This is a genomic window from Chitinophaga rhizophila, assembly GCF_019492185.1.
Classification (GTDB): Bacteria; Bacteroidota; Bacteroidia; order Chitinophagales; family Chitinophagaceae; genus Chitinophaga; species Chitinophaga rhizophila.
In genome coordinates, this window is the sequence record NZ_JAICCF010000006.1 from 247,766 (window position 1) to 272,832 (window position 25,067).

Below are 25,067 nucleotides of genomic sequence, written 5' to 3' on the forward strand. Positions count from 1 at the left end.
GGTTAGTTGAAGATTTTAGTGATACGTTCCGGCTTATCCAGTACGGCATTGAAGAGGAGTTCCATGTCTATGCGACTATGTTCAGCGCCTTCATTTTCGGTGATGATGGCATGCCCACGGATGGAGCTGTCGGAGAACAGTACATTGCCTGCATCAGCGATATTGCTGACGTTCCTGAAAAGCAGTTTGTCGGTAACAGTTTCAACGGATTCTCTGAAGATGATCTTATGGTTATCTATGATAACGATACTATCAATGAGGTTATCCAGATCACGTACCTGGTGGGTGGATATGACGATGCATTTATCGTCATTGACAGCAGCAGCAATGACTTTGCGGAACTGGCTTTTGGAAGGGATATCCAGGCCATTGGTAGGTTCATCCATAATCAGCATTTTAGTATTCGCAGCGAGGGCGAAGCTGATCAGTACTTTTTTCTTTTGTCCGTAGGACATATCTGTAAGACGCTGATCTGTAGGTATCTGAAATTCTTCCAGGTAGTTGTAGAATGCTTTTTTATCAAACAGCGGATAGAAGGGAGCATAGGTACTGAGATAACTTTTAATGCTTACCTGTGGCAAATAAAACTCTTCTGGTACCATGAAGAGGTTTTGCAGAAAGGCGGGCTGGCGGTAGCGTGATTCATAGCCTAACACTTTACAATGGCCGGCGTCAGGGAAGAGCAGACCTGCAATATGTTTGAGGAGACTGGATTTACCTGCACCATTCTTTCCCAGCAATCCGTATATGTGTCCGGCCTCCAGCTGCAGATTCAGATGCTCGAACAGGGGCTTGTTCTTCCTGTAGCTGAATGATAGATTCTGGATAGATATCATAGATTAGTGATTTAGTGTACTACTTACCTAGTACACTGTAAATGTAGACCGGATTTTTAAATTCCCAAAAGTTTTTTTGATCGGAAGGTGATATTTGGTGAAAAGGTGCTGGTAATCATGCGATAAAAAATTTGAAACCGGCGGGCGACTGGAGGAAGCGCAGTATTAGTACTCATTTAAGGGCTATACAGAATGAGTAATTACTGATTGAATATTGACTTTGTCGAGCTAATTCTACACATTAAGACTATTTTATAAGCTATATTTGCTCAAGTGGTTTAAATAAATATATCCCCTATGAAAGGCCCTATAGCAGTTGTGCTTTGTTTAAGCCTTTTATTTTCAGCGATTACGGCATCTGCTCAGTTCGTGAAGACGAAAGACCTGGAGAAGATGAAGAAACGAACAAGAATCATTGTGGTGAAAGAAAAACCTGATAAGAAGATCCTAAAGCAACTCGGCCGTACTTCCCCTGAAATGGCAAACGCTTACAAGCAATCAATCCGACAATTAAATCAGGATTTCCCTGAAGCAGTGAGGCAATTCTGGACCGTAAATGGTAGCGCTACCATTGAAGTGCGAACGGAGAAAGAGATTGAAAAGATCAGGAAGAAGAATGACAGGACGAGCATTGTGATGGACATTCAGTCGCTGCATGTTAAACCAGGCGTAAAAAGCCGTTATGCGAAGATGACGCGTACCTACACAGCACCATTATCCTGGCAGAAAGATCCTAAAGATCTGAGCATCCCGGTGATTAACATGACATTTATTGAAAACAATCCGCAATCCCCTTTTTACATACAGAATATGTCTGACAGCTTCCCTGACTTCATAGATCTGGCAGTAGGCTTACGACTGGCTACATTTGTATTTAATGAGCAACTGGAAGGAAAGACTAACACGATACTGCAGAAAAAGGTTAAACATAATGCGGTATTGATGAAGGGGAAAACCCTGGTGCTGTGTAAAGAATGGTTGGATGAAACATTTGAAGCGAAAATTGCCCAGAAAGACTATCCTTTTCCAATCAGGTATGTAACGCTGCCTGAACTTGAGGCTTTGGTACGGACTGACATCTACGACAATACGATTGTAGCATATGTGCCGGCAGGCGTATTCTCTACTTTTGACAAGAATGCACCTAGCATGGAGGTACATGTACCTGTTGTATTTGATCCTGTAAATGGGATGCCGCTGTGCCACTCGGATATCAGCGACCAGATGTTCCAGGCGTGGGGGTATTCACTGATTCCAAGGATGGGCAAATCTATAGTAGGCTTTAAGAAGATCAGGAATGAAGATATCAGGCATTTTGCCAAGTCTATTACAGAAGGGGAAGAACAGGAGACGATTGAGGCCGGCATGGGCGGAGATTAGCAGAATAAAGACCTTAAGTACGGGGCTGGCCACAAGGAAGTGTTGGTCAATAGCAAGTTAATGTCGAGTGCTGTAGTAATAGTCAATGTAAAGATATAGTGTGCCGACATTGCTGCGCAAATCATAAAACAAAAAGCTGCGGAGATTATCTCCGCAGCTTTTTTTATGACTGTTGGAAAGTCTTCTTTAGTCAGAACAGGAATGCGGCAATTGCTGCTGCATATTTCCTGATTCCAGGCATGAGTTACAGCTCTGGGTACAGTACGAATTGCTTCATAAAGTCGTTCACTGCGCCACGCACCTGGGTAATCTTTGTTTCGTTATCTGCATCCATCAGCAACTCATCGATCCAGGATACTACCTGTCCCATGTGTTCTTCTTTCATACCACGGGTAGTGATAGCTGGTACACCTACGCGGATACCGGAAGTAACGAAAGCAGATTTATCATCGAAAGGCACCATGTTTTTATTGACAGTGATGTCAGCTTTTACCAGTACCTGCTCAGCTTTTTTACCGGAGATATTTTTGTTACGCAGATCAATCAGCATCAGGTGGTTGTCAGTACCGCCGGAAACGATCTGGTATCCTTTCTCAACGAATGCTTTGGACATTGCCTGTGCGTTTTTGATGATCTGTTGTGCGTATACACCGTATTCGTCAGACAGGATCTCATAGAAAGATACTGCTTTTGCTGCGATCACGTGCTCCAGCGGACCACCCTGGATGCCTGGGAATACAGCGGTATCGATCAGAGAACTCATCATGCGGATTTCGCCTTTTGGCGTTTTCAGGCCAAATGGATTTTCAAAGTCTTTACCCAGCATGATCATACCACCACGAGGACCACGGAGAGTCTTGTGAGTAGTGGTAGTTACGAAATGACAATGCTCGAACGGAGAGTTCAGCAACCCTTTAGCGATCAGACCGGCAGGATGTGCGATATCAGCAAGTACAAATGCGCCTACCTGATCAGCGATCTGGCGGATGCGTTTATAATCCCAGTCGCGGCTGTAAGCAGAAGCACCACAAACGATCAGCTGTGGCTTTTCTCTCAGTGCGATTTCTTCCATTTTGTCATACTCGATCAGACCGGTTTCTCTGTTTACACCGTAGGAGAACGGCTCGTATAATTTACCAGAGTAGTTCACCGGAGAACCGTGGGTGAGGTGACCACCCATGCTCAAATCCAGACCTAGTATTTTATCTCCTGGTTTCAGGATAGCCAGCATTACTGCCGCATTTGCCTGAGCGCCGGAGTGCGGCTGTACGTTGGCATACTCAATGTTGAAGATCTGTTTTGCCCTGTCAATCGCCAGTTGTTCACTCTGGTCAACGATCTCACAGCCACCATAATATCTACGGCCAGGATACCCTTCTGCATATTTGTTGGTCAGAACGGTGCCCATCGCCTGGATTACCTGCAGACTGGTAAAGTTCTCAGAAGCGATCAATTCTATACCATGACGCTGACGTTCCAGCTCCTGGCTGATGATATTAAATATTTGCAGATCTCTTTGCATTGTATGATACTTTGAAAATTTGCAGCAAAGGTAATCGAAATTGTGAATAGTGCATAGTCATTGTACGGAGAGCAATAGTTTTTTTTGCTACAAAAGCCTACTTACTCAGTCATAAATACTGGCAAAGGGCGCAAGTCATAGACAATAATCGTTATATCTCTTATCTACCGGATGATGTGTACAGGGATTGGCCATCTAACATCCTGTAGATCAGTCCTATTGGACTATTATATTTTTTTGTTCTACCTTCACGCCCTCGGTACGACAACGAGATTACTAAACCTAACCTGCGTACATGAAGGCCATAATACCTGTAGCCGGTGCCGGCACCAAGCTACGACCTCACACATATACACAGCCGAAAGCATTAATTCCCCTCGCGGGCAGAACGATATTAAGTATTATCATTGATCAGCTGGTAGAATCCGGCATTAACGAATTTGTGTTTGTCATCGGTTATCTGGGCGATAAGATCCAGCATTACGTACAACAGAAGTACCCTCACCTGACCTGCCATTTCGTGCAGCAGAACAGCCGCGAGGGTACAGGACATGCGATACTCCTTACCAGGCAGGTCGTGCAGGACGATGAGATCCTGATTGTACTGGGCGACACCATCTGTGAAGGTAACTTCCAGGAACTGATAGAATCGCCGGTATCTATGCTGGGGCTGAAGAAAGTAGACGATCCCCGGAACTTTGGAGTAGCTGAACTGAGTGAAGAGAACAATATCATCCGGGTAGTGGAAAAGCCACAGATACCTAAGTCAAATCTGGCATTAGTAGGTGTGTACAAGATCAAGGAAACACCGCAGCTATATGAGTGCCTGGAACAAAATATCCTCCACCAGAAAAGATCGCATGACGAATTTCAGCTGACTGATGCACTGCAATGTATGATCGAACATGGGGTGACCTTCAAGACATTTAAGGTGAGCAACTGGTTTGATTGCGGCCGTAAGGAAACTTTGCTTGAAACAAATGCGATCCTGCTCAGCAAATACAAAATGGATAACAATCCAACACAGGCATATGAAAATACGATCATTATACCGCCAGTGAGTATTGCAGAAGGATGTAGTATCAAAAATTCGATCATCGGTCCTAACGTGGCCATCGGCGATAATACTGTAATCAATTACTCTATCGTAAAAGATTCTATTATCGGCTCTTTCAGTAATCTTTATGAAGTGGTATTGAAATCATCGCTCATTGGTAGTGATGCCAATATCCGCGGATTAAGCCAAAGCCTCAATATCGGCGATAATACAGAAATAGATCTGGGATAACCCATATTCACTATCAGGCCAGTAGCAACAACACACAACTGCTACTGGCCTGATATTTTTAGCTTATTTTCATTCCATGAACCGTATCTCCCAATTATTCCACATTGAATATCCCATCATCCAGGCAGGCATGATATGGGCCAGCGGCTGGCAACTAGCCAGTGCTGTTAGCAATGCCGGCGGCCTCGGATTACTCGGTGCAGGCAGCATGTATCCCGATGTACTGCGTACACACATACAAAAATGCAGACAGGCTACCAATAGACCATTCGGCGTGAATATTCCGCTACTCTACCCTGACATCGATCAGCTGATCAATATCATCATAGAAGAAAAAGTACCTATCGTATTTACTTCCGCTGGCAATCCTAAAATATGGACACCGGTACTGAAACAAGCAGGTATCACCGTCGTACATGTTGTATCCAGCGCATTGTTTGCCGCTAAAAGTGAAGCTGCAGGCGTAGACGCCGTTGTGGCGGAAGGGTTTGAGGCCGGCGGCCATAACGGAAGAGAAGAGACTACCACCATGGTATTGATTCCGGCGGTATGTGAACAGGTAAGCATACCAGTTATCGCGGCAGGAGGTATTGCATCCGGTAAGGCTATGACAGCAGCCTTCGCATTAGGTGCGGAAGGAGTACAGATAGGCAGCCGCTTTGTAGCTACCCCCGAAGCATCCTCTCATCCGCAATTCAAGCAGGCAGTCATCGACGCTAAAGAAGGTGATACAATGCTGGCCATAAAGAAACTGACGCCGGTAAGACTGTTGAAAAACAACTTCTTTCATAGTATAAAAGCAGCCGAAGATAATGGCGCAGATATAGAGGCACTTAAAACATTATTAGGACGCGCACGTGCGAAAGCAGGCATGTTTGAAGGGAATATGGAAGAAGGAGAACTTGAGATCGGGCAGGTAAGTGCACTGATTCATGCACTTAAACCTGCCGGAGATGTTGTCAGGGAAATATGGGAAGAGTTTATTCTGACGAATAAGCGATTAAATCAATGACAATCTCAGACTAATGTCTGCGCAATCTGTATACTGTTAATCAGCTCCTGCATCCGGTTCCGCACTATACTTAGCGGATGCTGTGCAAACTGCTCGTCATATGTTATAGATTCCGAAAGGTTCATCAGCAAGCCATCTATGATTGTTGAATCATATGGATCAGCAGCCCATCCCTTCACGCCATCCTGATCAACAGTAATAGTGCCCTGCTCTATTAAATGCGGAGCGATCATCGCCTCTCGCATTCCTGTAGGTCCGTCCTCAACCGCCTGTATCTTAACCACGTAGCTACAATCGTGAAATGGAATTGTTATAGCACCGATATAATGGATGCCATTGCCTTCACGTGGCATCTTAAAGAGCGTAATTATACTGCGAACTCCTTTTATCTCTGCAACATCTACCTGTATTAAGCCACCTCCGGACTGTATTACCATATTTCGATAGAATGTCCTCAGTTCACTGACATCCGCCATATAGGGAACGTCGGGGGGCAACTGAAAGTAATTAATAGAAAGAACAGCAGGATAAGACGGGTGCACCCATGATATCTCAGCATCGCTTTCCTGGCGCTTGGTCCAGCCAAAATCTGTAAAAGATACATTGTGAATTGCCGCTTTCCGGGATTTCCTGCCCCCAAATAAATTTCTGAAATTCATAGATATATTACTGATAAATATTACGATTTCCTCGTCACCCACTTCAGAGCTTCCTTCCAGGTAATCTTCTTACCATACATGAGTATACCCGTACGATAGATCTTGCCCGCCATCCAGGTAGTAAACAGGAAGCCGATGATTAATAAACTCATAGATAGAGCAAGCTCCCAATAAGATACCGTACCTGGTACACCATAAGGAATACGCGCCATCATAACCATGGGCGAGGTGAATGGGATAATACTACCCCAGAAAGCAACATTACCGGAAGGATTTTGTACAGAAGATACCATTACCATAATACCGATAATGATCGGCAAGGTGATAGGGAATGTCAGCGCCTGAGCATCTGTAGGGTCTTCATTTACCAGACTACCTACTGCCGCAAATAAAGCAGAGTAGAAAAGGTAACCACCCAGGAAATAGAAGACAAAGCAACTGATCACTGCTGTCCAGTTGATGCTTCCCATAATGAATTGTATCTTTTCCATAGCCTCTATCATTGCAGCACTACTACCGCTTTGCATCATAGTATTGCCTTCATTCATAGCGCTGACGGCGTCGGTAGATATAAACAGTGGTAGTATCAGTTGTACGCATATAATGAGTGCCACCCATATCAGGAATTGTAGTAATCCTACAGCAGCAATACCAATGATTTTGCCCATCATCAGCTGGAAAGGCTTCACGCTGGAGATCATCACCTCTGCAATGCGACTTACTTTTTCTTCCATAACGCCTCTCATTACAGACATGCCGAAGAACATCAGGATGATGTAGATGATAAATCCACTCGCATATCCTACGCCATAAGCTACAGCAGCGCTACCCTTACGGCCTTCTTCGCCTGTTTGGAAATCAATCGTGATATCAGACTTAACAGCTTTCAGTTGTGCGGCGTCTATATTCGCCTTCTTAAGGCGCTCTTCTTCTATCAGGTCGTTGACCCTGCGGGTAAGTTTGCTTTCGACGGATAACCCGGGTTGTGCATTACTATAGTAAGTAATGCCCGCCGGACGGTCAATATCCAGCTCTGGAATGTACAGGAGTCCGGCGTAACCATAGTCCGCGTATTTATGTTGAAAGGTATCAATATTGGTATTGACCAGGTATTTATAGTATACACCCTTATCATCAGGGAAACGGTTGTTAAACAGATGACTGTCATCAATCACTGCAATGCGCTTTTCCTCTTTGGTGTTAGTAGCGATTAATATTGGTACAACGATCATTGCTGCAAAAAACAGCGGCACCATCAATGTTACAATCAGGAAGGTGCGCTTTTTCACACGCGTAATAAATTCTCGTTTTATTATGAGCCAGATTTTATTCATACAGAAAAAGAGTTAGAATTGACAAATTAGGAATCAGGAGTTGGAAGATGCTACTGCAGGTTCATTGGCCGTTGCTGATTGTGGCGCATGTCCGGTGATAGATGTTACTTGCTGTATGAATACTTCATTAATAGAAGGTAATATTTCATGGAAGGAGGTGATAGGAATATTATGATTAATGAAGTGTGCCAGGATATCATTGGTGGTACTACCTTCACTGAGTTTAACTGTATATGCCAGCGGTTCAGTATTGACGATGGAGAAGTGGTAGGTGGCAACCTGTGCAAAGTTCGGCATTACGCCAAATCCTACGCGATAGAGGTGTTGTTTAAAATCCTGTTTGATTTGCTTTACTTCACCATCTAATAGTTTCTTACCTTGATTAACCAGCACAATACGGTCGCAGATCTCTTCAACCTGTTCCATTCTATGTGTGGAGAATATAATGGTGGTACCATTCTTACTGAGGTCAAAGATTTCCTGCTTGATAAGATTGGCATTGATTGGGTCTAAACCAGAAAAAGGTTCATCCAGGATCAGCAGGTCAGGATTGTGCATAACAGTTGAAATGAACTGGACCTTTTGCTGCATTCCTTTACTTAGCTCTTCTACTTTCTTATTGTACCAGCTATTGATCTCAAATTTGTCAAACCAGTATTTGATCCTGGCCTTTGCGTCCCGTTCAGACATACCTTTCAGCTGTGCAAGGTACAGGGCTTGCTCTCCTACCTTCATCTTCTTGTACAGCCCCCTTTCTTCCGGCATATAGCCAATGCTATGTATATCGGTATGCGGATCAAAAGGACGCCCATTGAACAGGATGTCGCCACTGTCCGGATAGAAAATACCGGTTATCATACGCAGCAAGGTGGTTTTCCCGGCCCCGTTAGGTCCGAGTAAGCCGAATATGCTGCCTTTAGGTATAACAAAACTAATATCGTCTACAGCTTTGTGGGTAGCATAGTCTTTACGGAGGTGTCTTATTTCGATGAGGTTCATAGTTAAATGTAAAAAAATTATATGAGATGCAGGTAAGATAATAATCGGAAATAAGAAACGTAGAAGGGTGGGCTAAGGGCGAGAGGCAGTAGTATGAAAGGAGTGGTAAGTAGGGTTAGACAAGCAGAAGGATGAAAGGCGGCATATGGGTATACACAGGCAATCGGTAGTAGTGAATTACCAGGGTAGGTTTTAAGAACGGCCCTGGGACAGCTTTATATTTTCGGCAACTGCCACTCCATAGGCAGCTCCTATATTTATTGCAGCACTGCCGATGTACAGACTGCTTCTATCCATTTTATCTATCTTATTATTAGCTACGATAAATGACCGGTGTACGCGCGTAAACCTGTCAGGAGGCAGTAATGCAAGCGCCTCCTGCATGGACAGCCGGGAAAGGATGCGTTTATCTTTTAGTACAAAGCTGATATAGTTACCGGCACTTTCAAGATAGAGGATATCTTCCAGCAGCACCTTGTGCTGTTCATAACCACTTTTAACCATAATATGAGCTGCTACGGCTGACTGCCGGCGTTGTTGTATTAGTTCCTGTAATGCGCTGGCCTTCTTGCAGGCCTTGAGAAAACGTTCAAAAGAGAAAGGCTTCAGCAGATAGTCCAGTGCATCCAGTTCAAAGCTTTGCACCGCATGTTCTGAGTAAGCGGTAGTGAATATCACCATAGGAGCCCCGGGTAAAGTGGTCATGAGTTCCAATCCCGAGATATCAGGCATACGGATATCGAGAAAGAGCAGGTCTATTGTTTCACGCTGAAGGTATTCCAGCGCTTCAAACGGATCTGTGAAATATGCTTTGATATGCAGGAAAGGCACTTGCGATGCATGAGTACGTATTACTGACAATGCGACCTGTTCATCATCTATGGCAATAGCGGTGAGTGTCATACAACATCAATAGTAAGGTGAACAAAATATTCTGTTGTGGTTTCACGCAGGCTCAGGTCATGTTTACCAGGATACAGCAATGCCAGGCGCTGCTTTACATTATGCAATCCTATTCCCATACTATCATTCTCTACTTCTGCCCCCCTGGCTGCATGAACAGAGTTATATACGTCAAAGTAGATCTTTTCAGGCGTACATGATAAAGATATAGTAATGCGTGACTTGTTACGCAGACTAATACCATGTTTAAAGGCATTTTCTACAAAAGGGATCAATAGCATAGGCGCTATTTCGTGTTCACAGTGGGTATCCTCAATATTGACTTCTATTAAGATGCCAGTAGCGCCTTGTACACGTAAACGTTGTAAGGCAATATAGTTTTCTAAGTAGGCAATCTCTTTAGAGAGGGAAATACGTTCCAACAGGTTATCATGTAACATAAAGCGCATCATGTCGCCCAGTTTCTGAATGCCTTCACTGGTAGCGGGTGCTTTTTCCATTAGCGCAGTACCATACAATGTATTAAGCGCATTGAAGAGAAAGTGAGGATTTATTTGCCAGCGTAGGAAGTCCAGTCCGGTTTCAGACTGAGTTAAAGCCTTTCGCAGTCCCATAATAGTATCGCTACGCGACTGACGAAGGTTAAACAGCCAGTAGGAAAAAGGCAATACTATGAACAACGCAGCTCCGTAGAAGCAAAAGCACAATAACAAGGAGACTTCAGGATGTCTATGCCATATGATAGCGAAGAAAGGTAATAACGCAAATATCGTCAGAAACGAAAATGCGGCTTCACGTATTAATCTGCGACTACTTTGATGTACAGCATAACGTGGTAGCAGGCGGTACTGTGAAATGAAGTATGTTGTTGCGATAAAGATGCCGGTTAATATGGACAATCCGGCTTTCAACGCACTATTTCCTGGTGTACCAATAATGAATACTGCCAGGATGACCAGCATAACGATCAACTCAGAGACAACTTGTCCAAACCACGGTTTATGAACGATCTTAGGATGTACTTGATGCATATACAATTGCCGGGTGGCATAGTATAGAGCATAGAGGGTTGTATAGAAGACCGTGATGATGAATGCAGACTTTGCACAATGCATATGGACACCCCTTACGGTTTTATACACCCCAAAGAGGTAACCATCATGCCAGGTGTTAGCCACCATTACCGTAACAAAGACAAGCAAACAGGTAGTTAAGAGTAGCACCGTACCCGTCTCCCATTTACCTTTCTCAAAGAACCTGGGCATAATCCAGGTATTAACACTCACAAAAGCGAGGTACACAATTGTAATGTGTAAGAGCAATGGTAACAGGTAATGTTTATAATAATCGAATACCTGGTGGTACCTGTCGAACTTGTACCCGTATTCATGTTGCAGATCAAATACGTTAGAGGTAACGCTCCTGTATAAAAAAGCGAAGATGATCAACAGGAATATTCCTGTAGCAGTACCAAGTTCTATTTTTCTGAGCTGGTTCATAAGGATAAAATCTTTCAGCAATGATAGTTATCCCATTTTCACTTTTCTAAAAAGTGTGACAAAACGGACACTACCTGTGATAGAAAGCAATAATACGCTCTGCAACACGTTCACCATCCATGGCAGCTGACACAATCCCACCAGCATAGCCAGCGCCTTCTCCGCATGGATAGAGTCCGCTGATTTGTGGATGCATAAGTGTATCGTCTTCCCGTGGAATACGTACAGGAGAGGATGTACGGGATTCAGTAGCTACCAGTATGGCATCAGCAGTATAGTAGCCTTTCATCTTACGGCCGAAGGCTTTAAAGGCTTCCGCCAGCCGGCTGTGCACACTAACAGGAAGGACGTCACGCAGATTGGTACTATTGACACCGGGCAAGTAAGAGCAGGAAGGCAACGTTGAGGACACCTTGCTGTGGACAAAATCAGTCATTCGCTGAGCGGGCGCTACAAATTGTCCGCCACCAGCAGTAAAGGTAGTACGCTCTACCATCTGTTGATAATACATGGCAGCTAACGGGCCTTTGTCAGCAAATAGCTGGAAATCCGATTCATCTACAGTGACTACCATACCCGAGTTAGCATAGGGGTTATCGCGTCGTGAGGGAGACCACCCATTTACCACCAGTTCACCCGGATCTGTAGATGCGGGTGCGATAATACCACCAGGACACATACAGAAAGAGAATACACCACGACCGTCCACCTGTTCTACCAGGCTGTAGCTAGCTGGTGGCAGATATTCATTTCTGGTAGGGCAATGATACTGGGCACTGTCTATCAACGATTGTGGATGTTCCACACGTACACCCAGTGCAAAAGGTTTAGCAGTAATCAATATATCCTTCTCATGTAGCAAGCGGAATATATCACGGGCAGAGTGTCCAGTAGCAAGTATAATCTGAGATGCCTCGAATGTTTGTCCGCTGGCAGTCCTTACACCTGTCACCTGTTCATTGACTGTCATTATATCAGTCACTTTCTGTTCAAATAACACTGTTCCCCCGCTATTGATGATCTGTTCGCGCATAGCCACGATAATATGAGGCAGTTTATTAGTGCCAATATGCGGGTGTGCTTCATACATGATCTTTTCAGTAGCGCCGAAGTGTACGAAGATGCTGAGTATTCGGTTGATATCGCCGCGCTTATTGGAGCGTGTGTACAATTTCCCATCTGAGTAGGTACCGGCTCCGCCTTCACCGAAGCAGTAGTTGGACTCCGGATTAACGATACCTGTTTTGTTAAGAGCAGCCAGGTCCCTCCTTCTTGCTCTGACATCTTTCCCACGTTCAAGTACGATAGGCCTGATACCTGCTTCTACCAGGCGTAAGGCAGCGAATAATCCGGCGGGGCCGGCTCCTATTATGATGGCTTGTGGCGCATCGGGAGGCAGTGTATCATATATGGGTATGATGCGTTCTCTTTCCTGAAAGGGTTCATTGACAAACACTTTGATGGTGAGCATAAAGTAAGCCTGTCTGGAGCGGGCATCAATAGAACGCTTGATGAGATGGAAGCCAGTGATGGCAGCGGGCTTTATACCGAGAGCGGCAGCAGCTTCCGCGATAATGCTAGTATCAGACGCGGCCTGAGAAGGCAGCAGTTTGAGCGAGAGTTGTTGTATCATACTTAGGATGGTTAGGTAGTTATCCCAACAATTGAAAACGGATACCCGTATTTCAGGTATCCGTTTTCAGTTATTTTGTTAATGAGTTGTTATTGTCAACCGCAAATTAGAATGGTAAATCATCAGCCTGACCACCAGAAGAGATTTCCTGGGAAGTATTATAGTTAGGCATTGGATCATTAGACGGTCCGCCTGCAACAACAGATTCCATGCGCCATGCGTCCAGATTGGTGATGTAGTTCACCCTGCCATCTTTTTCCCAACGTGTACCTTTGATATTGAAGTAAACCTTAACGGTTTCGCCTTCGTTGAAGCGATCTACAATGGCAGTTCTGTCCTGTACCGCCTGGAACTTGATGTAGTTGTTTATAACGCGGCCATTGATATCATCAGACTTTTCGATAACGAACTCCCTGGTTTTAAAGGTTTCGCTACGCTGCATCGTATTGTACTTCACGATCAGTTTTCCGGTTATTTCAAAACTCATATAAAAATTTTTAGCTGTTCAGAGGGCCAAAGATAGGTTTTTTAGCAGCAATCCGAGACAATAAAATTTAAAACAGGCAGTTATAAACATGGGCGTGTTAACGCACGGGCGCGTATATAATAATTTTGCATGGAATTTGCTAACCTAAAGGACATTTTTTTAAATGCAATTACTAACATAGTTTTGCACCCCCGCAATGAAATTATCAACATTTCGGAAGATCATAAACGATCACAAAAGGTGATCAAAATTTGCTTGCATTTGCACACAATAGTATTTTATCAGTAAGTACACATATCTATGGCAAACAAGTTAATGTCAACTGGAAAAGCCTGTCTATCAAAGCAGAGCAGTACTGACTTTCATCATATTAACATGGCAAAAAAACAAGCACAAAAAAGAGAGTAAAAACAGCGAAAAAACACAGGTGACAAACTGTTATCAGCGAAATAAAAACAAGGGGAGATAAATTTTTTTTTTCAACATTTTCTACTGATATTCGTCGTCCTGTCTGAAAATCTATCAACCCCCCACGTTGGTAAGATTTACAATTCGAGAACAATCCTTAATTTAAGAACAACATTAATTTACATTAGCTCAATGAATAAAACTTGCGAACAAGTTTGGGAAAGGTGTCTTAATATAATTAGGGATATTGTGGAATGGCAGCCATTTAAAACCTGGTTTGAACCAATTAAGCCCATCCAGCTTGAAAACAATGTTTTAACCATTCAGGTACCAAGCCAATTCTTTTATGAATACCTTGAAGAACATTATGTGGGATTACTAGGTAAGACGATTAAAAGAGAACTGGGAAAAGACGCAAGGCTCGAGTATCGAATTGTAGTTGAAAACGGCACACCTCATCAGCATCCAAAAACAGTAAACATGCCTGGGCAGTTTACCAAAAATAAGAAGGACAGCGAAGTAGATTTTCCGTTAACTATACAGAACCCTGTAAAGAATCCATTTGTTATACCAGGTATCAAACGCGTACAGATAGATTCGCAGCTGAACCCTCATTATACATTTGACTCTTATATAGAAGGTGACTGTAACCGCGTTGCCCGCAGAGCAGGTAAAACTGTATCTGAAAAGCCAGGCGGTACTTCATTCAACCCCCTTGTTATCTACGGCTCTGTAGGTCTTGGTAAAACCCACCTTGCGCAAGCAATCGGGAATGAGGTTAAACGTATACATCCTAATAAAGCTGTGCTCTACGTCAGTGCAGAGAAGTTTATTAATCAGTTCATTGACCACTCTAAAAACAGTATCATCAATGACTTTATTCACTTCTATCAGTTAATTGATGTATTGATTGTAGATGATATACAATTTTTCGCCCGTGCTGAAAAAACACAGGATGCATTCTTTGCCATATTCAACCATCTGCATCAATCCGGTAAACAGCTGATCCTGACTTCAGATAAATCACCTAAAGACCTGGATGGTCTACAGGAAAGATTGCTAAGCCGTTTCCGCTGGGGACTGAGCGCCGATATGCAAATGCCAGACTTTGAAACACGTATGGAAATCCTTGAGATGAAAATGCGTAACGATGGTCTGGAGATGCCAAAGGAAGTAGTCAAGTATGTTGCCTATAATATACAGACTAACGTACGTGAGCTGGAAGGCGCACTCATCTCTCTGCTGGCACAGTCGTCACTCAACAGAAAAGAGATTGACCTGGAACTGGCGAAACGTGTACTCAAGTCTTTTGTGAAAACCTCTTCTAAGGAAATTACCATCGAAAGTATACAGAAAATGGTCTGCGAATACTTTGATGTGCCTTATGATAAGTTATTACAGAAAACACGTAAACGTGAGATAGTGCAGGCAAGACAGATCACTATGTATCTGGCCAAGTCATTTACAAAGAACTCTCTTAAAACTATTGGGGAACATTTTGGCGGACGCGATCATACTACTGTGATCCACTCCTGTCAGACTGTAAAAGACCTGATGGATACAGATAACGCATTCCGGGATAATGTCATTGAACTGCAACAGAAAGTACAGCTGGCAGCCATGTAAATATCCCCCTATACAATCAAGCTATTAGTCCCGGGTACATCACCCGGGACTTTTTTATACCCGCTGCTTAACAATTTCATAATTCAGGGCAGATACAGCAGTTCGTAACATCTAATAACTTTGCGGCACTGTACAATATGTCACAAGTAGGTCAACACACTTTATGGAGTTCCATCCGGCAAGGTAATGAAACCGCCTTCCGCCAGCTATTCGAGGAATGCTGGGAGCCCCTCTTCACCTATGCCTCAAAGATCACCAGAGATTACTCACTTGCCCAGGATAGTGTACAAAGTCTCTTCATCCATCTCTGGGAAAAACATGACACCCTACCCGAAGTAACTGCCATCCTGCCATATTTGCGCAGCGCACTTAAAAACAAACTACTGAATGCCCTTCGTGATGAACATGTCTATCAGAAACATGTAGACCTCTTTACCCAGGTAATTGATACCGACGCTCCTTCTTCCGCCGCTCTTCTACACCTTAAAGAAACCGAACAACAACTATTACATTCCATTAACCTCCTTCCTGAAAAAATGAAGGACGTATTTTACCTGCATCGTATAGAAGAACTATCTGTTGCCGAGATCGCCTGTAAGATGGGCAGGTCCCAACAAACTGTCAGGAACCAGATCAATACAGCTGTTCAGAGACTCAAAACTATCTTTGAATAATCCTGAATCAGGAATTGGTAATTAAGTAACAGTTAGCTGGTATTTAAGTGATTATTACAGCTATATTACCAAATTGTTAAGCCCGTCTATCCAATAGTTATTAACTTCGCCCGCCGTGTCTTATAATTAAACCATAGAACAGTTTGGACAAAGGGACATTATTATTATTACTGGAGAAATTCCGGCAAGGCGTCTGCTCTCCTGAAGAAGAGGCTTTGCTGTACAAATGGATGGATGCATTAGAAGCTGATGATACTTTGCCAGCATTATCTGCTAATGAAATGGCACAGTACAAACGTAATATGCAGCACCATATATGGCCAGCACCAATAAGCCGCTACCGCCGTATCGGGCTAAAGCTGACCCGGGTTGCGGCAGTAATAATACCTCTTGCAGTTACAGGCTATTTCGCACAGCGTTATGTAAGTCGCGGCCATCAGTTACCACACACCACAATTGTATGGCAAACAGTAACAAACAACAGTGGACAATTAAAGAAGATCACATTGCCTGATCAATCGGTGGCAATAGCAGGTCCTTACAGTACTATCCAATTTCCTGCGCATTTTCCTGATGACGCAAGACCAATAAAAATAACAGAAGGAAAAGCCTTCTTTGATGTTGTTAAAGACACACGTCCGTTCAGCGTAGTTGATAACAGTGGCGTTCGCACTACTGTACTCGGTACATCCTTTACTATAGAGGCCAGTAACAACCTGCACATCTCCAGGATAGCAGTCGCAACCGGCAAAGTACAGGTAGCAAGGGAAGGAGCTACTACAGCTGTATTAGGACCATCACAGAGACTAACATTCCGTGAACAATCAATTGAAAAAGATAGTGTCGCTACAGCAGACATTCTTGCATGGACCAATGGAAAGATCGTGTTACGTAATGCAACTTTACAGGAGTTATTACTTACTATCCAACACCAATACGGCATTACTGCCACAACAACGTTGGACGTCAACCAGGGCAATTACAATTTGCACATACCTGCCAGCATGACTCTGCAGGAGGTCCTGGAAGTGGTCGAGAGGATCAGTTATAAACCGAAGATTCATTTCACAATGGATAAAGGACAAGTGCATGTAGAAAGCAAACATCAGTAATAAAACGCTGATTCCTATCTACAGCCTGACCAATACGTATTGCCTGTCTGACGAGACAGCAGCAGAACGTACAGCATGCTATTGTAAGTAATAGCGCATTCATGCAGGCACAGATGTCTGTCAGGAAATTGCCAGGTATCTGTAGCAGCACATTTACAGCAATAACAGCTCATTTAAGGTGCAACAAACAATACATCATTCGTCATGAATAAATCCATACAGCTATAATAAAACATGAAAACAGTTACAACATTCACGCTAACCAATTCTTCAGTACTAATTCTTAATGACTAATTTTTTAACACAGCTATATATGCAAAAAGACAAACTACAGTTCTCATCACGGCTGCGTGCAGTGCTCCTCACAGGGCTGTCGCTGCTCGTGCTGGCATCAACGGCATTCGCATCGCCGTTCGGCTCACAGGCGTTACAAAAAGTGTTACAGCGTTTCCAGGTACAGCAAGGCAGTCTTTCTGCTGCACTGAAACAACTGGAATCAAAAGCGCAGATCAGCTTTGCTTATGATGAAGCTGCGCTGCGGAAAATCCAGGTACATGCTGAAACCTACCAGAAGAAATCTGTTATCAGCATCCTGCAGGATTTATTAAGTCAGTCCTCCCTGAAATTTGAAGAGAAATATAATACCGTATTGATCTATGACAGCGCTGCTGCTACTCCGTCCAATAATATAGGAACCGCTACACAGCAGGCGCAGGAGAAAGTAACCCTGATCGGTTCTGTGGCAGACAAGAACGGTCCGCTGATCGGTGCTACTGTTATGATTAAAGGTACCAGCACTGGTATGAATACCGATGGTGCTGGTCAGTTCAAACTGTCAGTAGCTCCTCCGGTGAATCAACTGATCCTGGTGGTAAGCATGATCGGTTTTAAAACACAGGAAATCGTTGTTGGACAGCAGCGTACCTTCCAGGTAGTACTGGTTGAAAACAGCATGAACCTGAACCAGCTGGTAGTAGTGGGTTATGGTACACAACGTAAGAGCACTGTTTCTGGTGCTATTGCGGATGTGGCGCTGGACAAATTATCATCCCGCTCACTGAACAATGTAGGTGAAGCCTTACAGGGTAAAGCGCCTGGTGTGACCGTACAAAACAATGGTGGAGACCCGACTGCTACACCTAAAGTATATGTACGTGGTATGGGTGGTATCAATGGTGAATCTGCATTGACCGTAGTAGACGGTTCTATCTACACCGGCGGACCAATCAACCCGAATGATATCGAATCTATCAACGTACTGAAAGATGCTGCTGCTGCTATCTATGGTGCAAGGGCATCAGGTGGTGTGATCCTCATTACTACAAAGAAAGGTAAAGAAGGCGCTGCTACTGTAAATGCCGATGTTAAGATGGGCTGGCAGTATGCTGCCAAGAAAATGGATGTGCTGACCGCCAAGCAGTTTGCCGATGTAGAAAACGCTGCTTATGCAGCTGCCGGCATCCGACTGGATGACGCTTTTAATGCAGATATACATCCTGAAGGACAAATTACGCTTACTGACTGGCAGGACGAGATCTTCCGTACCGGTAAGTTAAAAGACTACAACGTCAGCGTAAAGGGTGGCACTGAAAAAGGCCGTTACTACATGGGCTTCGGTTACCGTAAAAATGATGGTATCCTGCTGAACACTTATGCTGAACGTTATACCTTCCGTCTCAACACGGATGCAATGGTTAAACCATGGCTGAAAGTGGGTGAGAACCTCTCTTTCACGTACGACAATGGTAACGGTGCCAATACGACCAGCCCGTACACGGGTGCTATCTTCACTGCCCTGGCGTATCCGCGTAACGTGCCCGCCCGAACAGCAACCGGTTACGGTGGCATGCCGCCTAAATATGCAGGCTCTTATGGAGACTTAGCCAACCCGGTAGCAACACTGGAAAGAATGGACAACAGGATCCCGGTTAATAATATCGTGATCAACCCTTATGCAGAAGTACACCTGACCAAAGACCTGACCTTCCGTTCTAACTTTGCGTTCACTAAAGACTTCAGAGATATTAAGAACTTCACTACCCGTGTACCGGAGCTTGGTAAAGCAAACTCCAGCAACGGCCTGGTTCAAACTGTTGAAAGCAGAAACAACCTGCTGGCAGAACAAACACTGAACTATACCAAAACATTCAAAGCAGTACACAACATATCCGCTATAGCTGGTTACACCTATCAGCATGATGAAATCACCAACCTGTCAGTATCTGCCAGCGGCTTTGGTGACGAGAGAGATGTATACCGCTATTTCGACAATGCTACTGTATGGACACAACCTACCAGCGGTAAGGTGGAAAGAGCGCTGGAATCTTACCTGGCTCGTGTAAACTACGACTATGATGGCAGATACCTGCTGACTTTACTGGGTCGTCGTGACGGTAGTTCATTGGTAGGACCACAGACACGTTATCAGAACTACTACTCTGTATCCGGTGGATGGGTATTCTCAAAAGAGAACTACTTCCCTGAAAATGCCATCATGAGCTTCGGTAAGATCCGTGCGAGCTACGGTCTGCTGGGTAACCTGGCAAGCCTGGAACAGAACGTACTGGATATCAACCTGAGAAAAGTAAACATTTTCATGGGTGCTAATGGCGCTCAGCTGAGCGGTCTGGCAGAAGATGCATTGTCAAACCCCAACCTGAAATGGGCTAACTCCCGTCAGTTTAACGTGGGTACTGACCTTGCCTTCTTCAAAAATAGCCTGTCTGTCACAGCCGACGTATTTACCAAAACTACCGAAAACCAGATCCTGCTGGTGGCCCCACCAAGCACCGCAGGTGTAACTACCGGTATGTTTAAGAATATGGGTAAGGCACGCGACAGAGGTATTGAACTGGGTATCAACTACAACGGTCGTGCAGGTAAAGACTTCACCTACGGTGTTGGCGCTACCCTGACTGCTATTGACAATAAACTGCTTGAACTGGAAGATGGTCGTAATGAAGTGCTGACCAGCGCTCAGGTAAACGTACGTAGTACGCTGAACCCTATTGTTACACGTGTAGGTCACCAGATATATGCATACAATGTTATCAAAACTGATGGCATCTTCCAGACGCAGGAGGAAATTGACAACTACAAAAACGCTGAAGGCAAAGTGATTCAGCCACAGGCTAAACCGGGCGACCGTAAGTTTGTAGATGAAAACGGCGATGGCACTATTGACAACAATGACCGCGTAGTAGTTGGTAGTCCGTTCCCGTCCTTCTCTTATGGCTTCAGTCTGAATGCTGCCTACAAAGGATTTGACCTGAACGTCTTTGCACAGGGCGTACAAGGTAATAAACTGTTCAACGCACTGAAGTATACCAACATGAACCCAAGCGTAGGTACCAACTTTAACATGCTGACCGGCATCCTGGATGCATGGACGCCTACTAATACCAATACTGACGTAACCCGCCTGATCAGCACCGATGCTAACGGTAACTATGGCAGAACATCTGACTGGTATATTGAAAATGGTTCTTATCTGCGTATCAAGAACATCTCTCTGGGTTATACATTGCCGGCATTGCTGACCAACCGTGCAAAAGTAGGTGCGGTAAGAGTGTATGTAACCGGTACAAACCTGTTCACAATCACCAAATACAAAGGTTTCGATCCTGAGGTAGGTATGGATGAATATGGTATTGATAAAGGCCGTTATCCACAAGCGAAAAGTGTAATGGTAGGTCTGAATGTTAATTTCTAATCCACTCAAACGAAGATTATCATGAAACAACTCATAAAAAAGATTACGCTCTCCCTGGCAGGTCTTTCCCTGCTGGCAGCCTGTAACAAAAAACTGGATATTATCCCCGAGGGTGCGCCTACTCCCGGTAACTTCTGGCAGACGGAAAGTGATGCCATCGCTGGCGCTAATGCCATGTATAACCTGTTTGATGACGAGAACTTTTATGGCCGTGGTTACTGGTGGTTTATCAATGCCAGCGATGATATGGTAACTGGTCGTGTGAAAGCGGAAGGTGACAATATCAAAGACTTTAACAGCAGCTTCATTGGTGGTTCTTATACCGAGGGCCAATGGAAGATGAGATACATTGTGATCAAACGTGCCAATGATGTGATTGCACGTGTACCTGCTATCCCTATGGACGAAAAACTGAAGAACCGCATCCTGGGTGAAGCGTATTTCTTCAGTGGCCTGATGTACTTTGAACTGGCCTATACTTATGGCGATGCACGTGCCGGTGTACCTATTGTTAAACGCGATAGCCTGACCGGTGACAGACCTATTCCCCGCGCTGCCAACGTGAACCTTGTATATGACTATATAGAACAGGAATTAAAACAGGCTGCTGCTCACCTGCCTTACTTCGACGAATATACCAGCGATAACTATGGCCGTCCGCATAAAACGGCTGCCTATGCTTTCCTGAGCAAAATGTTCCTGTACAAGAAGGACTATGCAAATGCTGAAAAGTATGCTGACTCAGTTATCTTAAGTGGCAAACACAGACTGCTGGATAAATTTGAAGACGTATTCACTATGGCTAACAACTGGACAGGTGAATACATCTGGTCTGTATACTCCAACTCCAAAGAACCAAATGGCTGGGGCAGCATCCTGCCGGGTGTAATGCTGGAGAACAAAGCCTGGGGTAAATTCAATGGCTGGGGTTACTACATGCCTACCAAAGAACTGTATGATTCTTATGAAGCTGGCGACATCAGAAGAGAAGCTACTATCCTGAAGCCAGGCGACCGCTTCAAGCTGGCTGGCGACTCTATGACCTATGCTTCTACCAACAGCTTATCCGGCTACCAGTTCCGTAAATACATGGAACCATTCTCTTACCCTGCAGGTGTACATGTAAGTCCTAATGTTGATCATCCTGCTACCGACCTGAATCTGCCGCTGATCCGTTATGCAGAAGTGCTGCTGATCAAAGCAGAAGCACTCATTCAACAGGGTAAAAACGCAGACAAGGAGATCAATATGATCAGACATCGTGCTGGTCTGAAAGATGTAACCGGCGCTGACATGAATGAGCTGAAGAAACAACGCCGTTCTGAACTGGCGGGAGAATGGGCTAACCGTCACTTCGACCTGGTACGCTGGAATGACGCAAAGGCCACCTATGCTAAACCACTACATGGCGTGAATGGTACTGTAATATGGCCTGCACGTAACTTCAACCCTGAAGTACACCACGTATGGCCGGTGCCTAGAAATGAAATTATCAGCAGCAATGGGGTTGTTAAACAGAACCAAGGCTGGGAATAATAGTTAGTTAAGAATGAAGGATTAAGTATTAAGTACCTCAGATACTATGCTCTTCTACTGCCGAAGCCTGTTGTTATCAACACTTCACAAGGCACGCATGCAAGAAGAACACAGACCGCTGGCCACTTAATGCTTAATCCTTCGTTCTTAATATTTAATTTTAACACATGCTTAGATCTATCTTACTTTCCTTCTCTATATGCAGTGCAATGGCGGCTGGCGCGCAAACCAGCAATTACACACCTATCAACGCACATTCGCACAATGACTACGAACAGCCTATTCCATTCCTCAACGCTTACTCCCGTCATTACGGATCAATAGAGGCAGATGTATTTGAGCGTAACGGACAACTCTTTACCGCTCATACAGAAGAGGCTATATTGCCAGGACGTACGCTGGAGAAGTTATATCTGCAACCTTTACAGGAACAGATCAAAAATAACGGCGGTACTGCCTATAAGCATAGTACGGATACTTTACAGCTGATGATTGACTTCAAAACCAGCGGCATCCCTACTATGAAAGCACTGGTGAAGATACTGGACCGCTATCCTGCTATTACCAAAAACGCTACGGTTGTCATTACTATCAGCGGAGACCAACCCGCGCCGGCGCTGTGGGCACAATATCCTTCATATATCCATTTTGACGGGAAACGTAACTTCAATTATACACCTGCACAGGCAGCACGTATCCCGATGTACAGTATCGACATCAAGACTTTTACCAACTGGAATGGTAAAGGTATCATTGTGAAAGCGGAGAGAGACCAGCTGCAACACTGGATCGACAGCGTACACCAGACGGGTAAGAAAGTACGCCTCTGGGGAGTGGCAGACAATGCCAATGCCTGGAAAACACAGATGAATATGGGCGCAGACTATATCGGTACCGATCTGGTAGAAGATATGGCCAGCTTCCTGAACAATCGTAACAAGCTTGAATACAACGGCACTGCCGCTACACATAATCTATATAAGGCCCGCTATGTGAATAACGATAGCATGGGCAAAGTGAATAACGTTATTCTGCTGATCGGAGATGGTATGGGACTCACACAGATCTATGCAGGCTTCACCGGCAATCGAGGCCAGCTGAATCTCCTGCAAATGAAGAATATCGGTTTCTCCAAGACATACTCAGATGACAGCTATATCACTGACTCAGCAGCCGGCGGTACTGCTATGGCCAGTGGTAAGAAAACCAATAACCGCTATATCGGTGTAGATGCTACCAGTGTCAAGCTGCCTGCTATTCCCGATATTATCGCTCCAAAAGGTTATAACAGTGCCATTATCAGTGCAGGAGATATCACTGATGCCACCCCGGCCGCCTTCTATGGCCATGTGCCTGACAGAAGTATGGAAGACTCTATTGCTGCCAACTTCCTGACAAGCCCTGTCAGCATCCTGATAGGTGGTGGTCCGCAACATTTTAATCAACGTAAAGATGGCCTGAATATGCCCCAACGCTTACAGGAAAAAGGCTATACCTTCAGCACTGATCTGGGTGAACTGAACAGCATCCAGTCAGATAAATTCGTCTTACTTGATAAAAGGGCCGAGCTTTCTATGCTGACTGGCAGAGGAGCGTTTCTGACTTCCTCACTGGAAAAGTCTATCGCCTCCCTGCGTAAGCAAAAGAAAGGCTTCTTTATCATGGCGGAAGGTGCACAGATAGACTATGGCGGTCATGCGAATGTAGTATCTTATGTAACTACGGAGATGATGGACTTTGATAAAGCTATCGGTGCTGCCATGAAGTTTGCAGATGAAGATGGGCATACACTGGTAATCGTTACTGCGGATCATGAAACCGGCGGACTGTCCCTCCTGGATGGTAATATCTCAAAAGGATATGTGGATGGACACTTCAGTACGAACGACCACAGTGCTGTGATGGTGCCTGTGTTTGCCTACGGACCACACTCACTGGACTTCAGAGGGGTATATGAGAATACGGAGATCTTTGCGAAGATAATTGAGTTATTGAAGTAGATATAAGAAGAGGCTGTCTGAACACATATCAGATAGCCTTTTTTCATTCATGTTTTGGTGTGCGGGCAATTCCCCTACCCATCCTTTAGTCAAGGCTTATTGAAGGTTTGCAAATTCCCTTATGATATCATGACTAACCAATGTACCGTTATCTCGTTCTTCTTTAAACTTATGAATAAGATCCTTTTCCTCCTGGTCAGTAAGATCACTACGCCCAAAAACGCCAGCTTTTGGGTAAAAGCCTAAAATGGTCACTATTTCTTTACTTCTGTCTACGAAATAGTAGATTCTATACCCACCGCTTTTGCCCTTTGCATTATTAGAGTTACTGATCCTTGATTTTAAGTATCGGAAGGATGCCCCGCTGAATAGTATCTGAGGACGTTCATATATTTCATCAATAGTCATGCTGTTGAAAAACGCACAAAGATCCTTGTAGCAGTTGCT

Annotated in this window: 18 protein-coding genes; 9 read left to right on the top strand and 9 right to left on the bottom strand. The window is 44.4% G+C overall.

Features of this window, described 5'->3' with window-relative positions:
• Positions 1 to 2 precede the first annotated feature (2 nt).
• Positions 3 to 836 carry an ABC transporter ATP-binding protein gene (locus K1Y79_RS27555; RefSeq protein ID WP_220253442.1) on the bottom strand — a complete coding sequence of 278 codons (834 nt, stop codon included), beginning with the start codon at positions 834 to 836 and terminating at the stop codon, positions 3 to 5.
• A 297-nt stretch (positions 837 to 1,133) separates the two neighbouring features.
• Between K1Y79_RS27555 and K1Y79_RS27560 the strand changes: the two genes are divergently transcribed.
• Positions 1,134 to 2,216, top strand: coding sequence for a hypothetical protein (locus tag K1Y79_RS27560; RefSeq protein ID WP_220253443.1), 1,083 nt, complete (start codon positions 1,134 to 1,136; stop codon positions 2,214 to 2,216).
• A gap of 244 nt (positions 2,217 to 2,460) precedes the next feature.
• On the opposite strand, the gene K1Y79_RS27565 is transcribed toward K1Y79_RS27560, so the two are convergent.
• A complete protein-coding gene (locus K1Y79_RS27565) occupies positions 2,461 to 3,738 on the bottom strand; it encodes a serine hydroxymethyltransferase (protein ID WP_220253444.1) in 1,278 nt (425 codons plus the stop codon).
• 295 nt (positions 3,739 to 4,033) lie between these two features.
• Between K1Y79_RS27565 and K1Y79_RS27570 the strand changes: the two genes are divergently transcribed.
• Positions 4,034 to 5,026 carry a sugar phosphate nucleotidyltransferase gene (locus K1Y79_RS27570; RefSeq protein ID WP_220253445.1) on the top strand — a complete coding sequence of 331 codons (993 nt, stop codon included), beginning with the start codon at positions 4,034 to 4,036 and terminating at the stop codon, positions 5,024 to 5,026.
• Between the two features lie 76 nt (positions 5,027 to 5,102).
• Positions 5,103 to 6,038 carry an NAD(P)H-dependent flavin oxidoreductase gene (locus K1Y79_RS27575; RefSeq protein ID WP_220253446.1) on the top strand — a complete coding sequence of 312 codons (936 nt, stop codon included), beginning with the start codon at positions 5,103 to 5,105 and terminating at the stop codon, positions 6,036 to 6,038.
• A gap of 5 nt (positions 6,039 to 6,043) precedes the next feature.
• Here K1Y79_RS27575 and K1Y79_RS27580 read toward each other — a convergent pair whose 3' ends face one another.
• The 7 genes from K1Y79_RS27580 to K1Y79_RS27610 all read right to left on the bottom strand — a co-directional run bounded on the left by K1Y79_RS27580 (position 6,044) and on the right by K1Y79_RS27610 (position 13,552).
• Positions 6,044 to 6,697: a hypothetical protein gene (locus tag K1Y79_RS27580; RefSeq protein WP_220253447.1), complete on the bottom strand. Its 654-nt coding sequence runs from the start codon at positions 6,695 to 6,697 to the stop codon at positions 6,044 to 6,046.
• Positions 6,698 to 6,717: 20 nt separating this feature from the next.
• Positions 6,718 to 8,031, bottom strand: coding sequence for an ABC transporter permease (locus tag K1Y79_RS27585; RefSeq protein ID WP_220253448.1), 1,314 nt, complete (start codon positions 8,029 to 8,031; stop codon positions 6,718 to 6,720).
• Positions 8,032 to 8,064: 33 nt separating this feature from the next.
• A complete protein-coding gene (locus tag K1Y79_RS27590; protein WP_220253449.1) occupies positions 8,065 to 9,030 on the bottom strand; it encodes an ABC transporter ATP-binding protein in 966 nt (321 codons plus the stop codon).
• A gap of 192 nt (positions 9,031 to 9,222) precedes the next feature.
• Positions 9,223 to 9,933 carry a LytR/AlgR family response regulator transcription factor gene (locus tag K1Y79_RS27595; protein ID WP_220253450.1) on the bottom strand — a complete coding sequence of 237 codons (711 nt, stop codon included), beginning with the start codon at positions 9,931 to 9,933 and terminating at the stop codon, positions 9,223 to 9,225.
• Positions 9,930 to 11,432, bottom strand: coding sequence for a sensor histidine kinase (locus tag K1Y79_RS27600; protein WP_220253451.1), 1,503 nt, complete (start codon positions 11,430 to 11,432; stop codon positions 9,930 to 9,932). The genes K1Y79_RS27595 and K1Y79_RS27600 overlap by 4 nt, the downstream gene beginning before the upstream one ends.
• A gap of 70 nt (positions 11,433 to 11,502) precedes the next feature.
• Entirely contained in the window at positions 11,503 to 13,065 is a 1,563-nt protein-coding gene (locus K1Y79_RS27605; protein WP_220253452.1) for an NAD(P)/FAD-dependent oxidoreductase, read from the bottom strand.
• A gap of 106 nt (positions 13,066 to 13,171) precedes the next feature.
• Positions 13,172 to 13,552 carry a DUF3127 domain-containing protein gene (locus K1Y79_RS27610; protein ID WP_220253453.1) on the bottom strand — a complete coding sequence of 127 codons (381 nt, stop codon included), beginning with the start codon at positions 13,550 to 13,552 and terminating at the stop codon, positions 13,172 to 13,174.
• A 600-nt stretch (positions 13,553 to 14,152) separates the two neighbouring features.
• Here K1Y79_RS27610 and dnaA point away from each other — a divergent pair.
• From dnaA to K1Y79_RS27640, 6 genes are all read left to right on the top strand, one after another.
• Positions 14,153 to 15,586 carry a chromosomal replication initiator protein DnaA gene (gene dnaA / locus K1Y79_RS27615; protein ID WP_220253454.1) on the top strand — a complete coding sequence of 478 codons (1,434 nt, stop codon included), beginning with the start codon at positions 14,153 to 14,155 and terminating at the stop codon, positions 15,584 to 15,586.
• 137 nt (positions 15,587 to 15,723) lie between these two features.
• On the top strand, positions 15,724 to 16,260 hold the full coding sequence (locus K1Y79_RS27620; RefSeq protein WP_220253455.1) for an RNA polymerase sigma factor: 537 nt from the start codon (positions 15,724 to 15,726) through the stop codon (positions 16,258 to 16,260).
• A gap of 143 nt (positions 16,261 to 16,403) precedes the next feature.
• Positions 16,404 to 17,372 (top strand): FecR family protein, encoded by a 969-nt coding sequence (locus tag K1Y79_RS27625; RefSeq protein WP_220253456.1) that lies wholly within the window; start codon positions 16,404 to 16,406, stop codon positions 17,370 to 17,372.
• Positions 17,373 to 17,685: 313 nt separating this feature from the next.
• Positions 17,686 to 21,084: a SusC/RagA family TonB-linked outer membrane protein gene (locus K1Y79_RS27630; protein WP_220253457.1), complete on the top strand. Its 3,399-nt coding sequence runs from the start codon at positions 17,686 to 17,688 to the stop codon at positions 21,082 to 21,084.
• Between the two features lie 21 nt (positions 21,085 to 21,105).
• Positions 21,106 to 22,620 carry a RagB/SusD family nutrient uptake outer membrane protein gene (locus tag K1Y79_RS27635; RefSeq protein WP_220253458.1) on the top strand — a complete coding sequence of 505 codons (1,515 nt, stop codon included), beginning with the start codon at positions 21,106 to 21,108 and terminating at the stop codon, positions 22,618 to 22,620.
• Between the two features lie 167 nt (positions 22,621 to 22,787).
• Entirely contained in the window at positions 22,788 to 24,620 is a 1,833-nt protein-coding gene (locus K1Y79_RS27640; RefSeq protein ID WP_220253459.1) for an alkaline phosphatase, read from the top strand.
• Positions 24,621 to 25,067 lie beyond the last annotated feature (447 nt).